Origin of the sequence: Eudoraea sp., assembly GCF_049669105.1 — a bacterium.
Classification (GTDB): Bacteria; Bacteroidota; Bacteroidia; order Flavobacteriales; family Flavobacteriaceae; genus Eudoraea.
This window is the reverse complement of record NZ_JBATKE010000175.1, coordinates 1-2,760: the sequence shown is the minus strand read 5'-3', so window position 1 is coordinate 2,760 and position 2,760 is coordinate 1. Positions and strand designations below refer to the sequence as shown.

General features: G+C 38.0%; 3 protein-coding genes. All 3 read left to right on the top strand.

What is annotated here, in order from left to right; genetic code table 11:
* Positions 1-966: DUF1214 domain-containing protein (locus WBM60_RS13685; protein WP_424283200.1), on the top strand; the 966-nt coding region annotated here is incomplete at its 5' end.
* A gap of 213 nt (positions 967-1,179) precedes the next feature.
* Positions 1,180-2,304, top strand: coding sequence for a hypothetical protein (locus WBM60_RS13680; protein ID WP_424263717.1), 1,125 nt, complete (start codon positions 1,180-1,182; stop codon positions 2,302-2,304).
* A gap of 65 nt (positions 2,305-2,369) precedes the next feature.
* On the top strand, positions 2,370-2,760 hold a 391-nt coding region (locus WBM60_RS13675), incomplete at its 3' end, for a hypothetical protein (RefSeq protein ID WP_424283199.1).

Here is a 2,760-nt window from a genome sequence, read left to right as displayed (position 1 = left end):
GGTGATGTGCCAGATGGCTATTATGTGTATAAATCCAATACCTATAATGTTTGGAATTTTATGCGGGGCTACACCAAAACGGGTGTTGAAGCCGCTGCAAAACGGATTAAGGACAACCTAAAAGTGTCTCCCTTATCGCAAAAAGACAATCCACCAAAAATGGAATTCAAAAATATGTCTGGGGTTTATTACAACACAGTTGCGCCAAACGACTATACATTTTTCGAAGACCTAAACCAAATCATCCAGGAAGAACCAGAAGGTTTTTACGATGCAGAAAATTTAGGAATTCTACGATCATTGGGTATTGAAAAAGGTCAGCCTTTTAATCCGGATGAGCGCATGAAGAAATTGATGTCTGAAGCGGTAGATATCGGAAACGCCTATGCCCGTGCCAATACAATTGAGCCACGCGATCCGGGTCACTATTACTATCCGGAAACCAAAAGTGAATGGGTAATGGCTTTTGCTGATAATGATTCTTACTTTTTAAAAGATGGTGCGCGCCGCATGGACTCAAGGCTGTGGATGCATTTTAATGCGGTAGTTGTTACACCGGCTATGGCACTCACAAAACCCGGAGCTGGGTCTCAATATGCGATTGCTGGTATGGCAGGTGATCATACACCACTTGATGGTGCCAAGACTTACAAAATGCACTTACCTCCTAATGTGCCTGTAAAAGACAATTGGTCAGTTACTATTTACGATCCACAAACAAGATGTATGCTTCAGACGGATCAACCATTTGCTGGCATTAATAGCTTGACAGGCAAGGTGAAAGAAAATAAAGATGGATCTATAGATGTTGTTTTTGCGCCTACTTTACCTAAAGGTGTTGATGAAGGCAACTGGATACAAACCATTCCCGGTAAAAGTTGGTTTATCCTGCTGCGTGCTTATGGCCCACTAGAGCCATGGATAGATAAAACATGGAGACCAGGAGAATTGGAGCTTATGAAATAAGAATAGTTTGGTTGAGTTTTTGGTCGGGTGAGCTGTATGGTATGTAAAAGCAGTTAAGTGAAAAAGGAATGCCGCTCATCCGATTTTAATTTTTTAAGATTGAGAATATGAATATTTAAGTACGAGTATGAATTTGAGTATTATTAATTAGTTCAATTGATGTAAACTAAAATTATGACATATAATTATAGTTATTTGTCTTTCACTTTATTAATGACAGCGTTCTTATGCAGCAATCTTGCTTTTGCGCAAATCGATACGGATACCCTTTCGCAGAATGTCATAGAAAATGTGTATAAAGAAGTTCCGAATACAGTGAAAAAAGATAGTACAAAAAGGACGTCCTTTAGTGCTTATCCTTATGTGTTCTATACTCCGGAATCAAAATTTGCCGGAGGAGCAGGTGGAATTTATATATTTTATACAGGTCAGGAAGAAAACTTAAAACCCTCCAAAATTGGCTTTGGAGGCTACTACTCTACTAATAAACAGTATAAACTTAGTGTTAGTCCTAACCTATATTTTTTCGAAAACAAACTATATATAGAAGCACCTACAAGTTTTGGCTTTTTTGTGAATAAATTCTGGGGCATTGGCGATAATTCGCCCAAGTCAGAAACCGCGTCCTTCTCAATGGAGTCTTTTACTTCTACCGTTACCGTTCAGGTACCACCTAAACTGTTTTCTGCGGATAGAACAGGCTTAATATTCGACTACGACAAAACAAGCATTGTAGATACCCTAGAGAATACTCTGATAAGTAATGATTCTGTGGTTGGCAATGATGGAGGTGAATCTATTGGAATTGGCACGGATTTACTCTGGGACTCCAGAGATAATCTTTTCTTTCCAAACAATGGCAGTTATCAATATTTTAAAGTAGTGGTATATCCAAATGGGTGGGGAAATTTTAATTACTCCCAATTACAATTAGATGTAAAAGCCTTTAAGGCGATAAGTCCGGACCATGTATTCGCCTTTAACTTTTATATAGAATCTGTTATTGGTGATACCCCCTTTTATAGGCTGCCGGCAATAGGAGGTCCAAGTAGAATGAGAGGTTTCTTTAGCGGTAGATACCGGGATAATTTCTATGGTATGATGCAATTAGAATATAGACAATATGTTTGGAAAAAATTTGGAATGGTTGCTTTTGGTGGGCTAGGTAATGTGTCTGAAAATATTCTTACCTATAATTTCAGCACTATGAAGTATAGTGGAGGAATTGGACTTAGGTATTTATTTAATAAAAAAGAAAAAATAAACTTAAGAATGGATATTGGTTTTGGAAGTGACGGAAGCCGTGGTATCTATTTCGGAATTCAAGAGGCCTTTTAAGCATCAAGAAATAATGAATTAAAAATAATAATTGAAAATTAATTATGAATCTTAAAAATGAAAAAATGAAAAAAATAAATTATGTAAAAAGCATACTCTTAGGTGTGTTTTTAGTCGGAACGTTTTTGTCTTGTAAAGACAATACAACAACAGAGCCTTCTGAGAAAGCAGAAACAACCGCGTCTGCGGTAACTCAGAAATACAAAATGACCACTGAAATACCGGAAAATGTTATTACACCAGATGTGGTGGAGACAAGCATTGGCACGCTAAAATTCAATGACGGATTTCCTACAGAAGAAACAGCGCAGAAAGTATGGGACAATCTTGATTTTGTCCGCGCCGTTGAAGCTATGATTATGACGACACCTGCGGCTTCGCTGGTAGGTTTCCGTCAAGGTATCCGTGATTTTGGGCCGGACAATGAAACCATGATTATTTGGGAAGGTCGCCTGG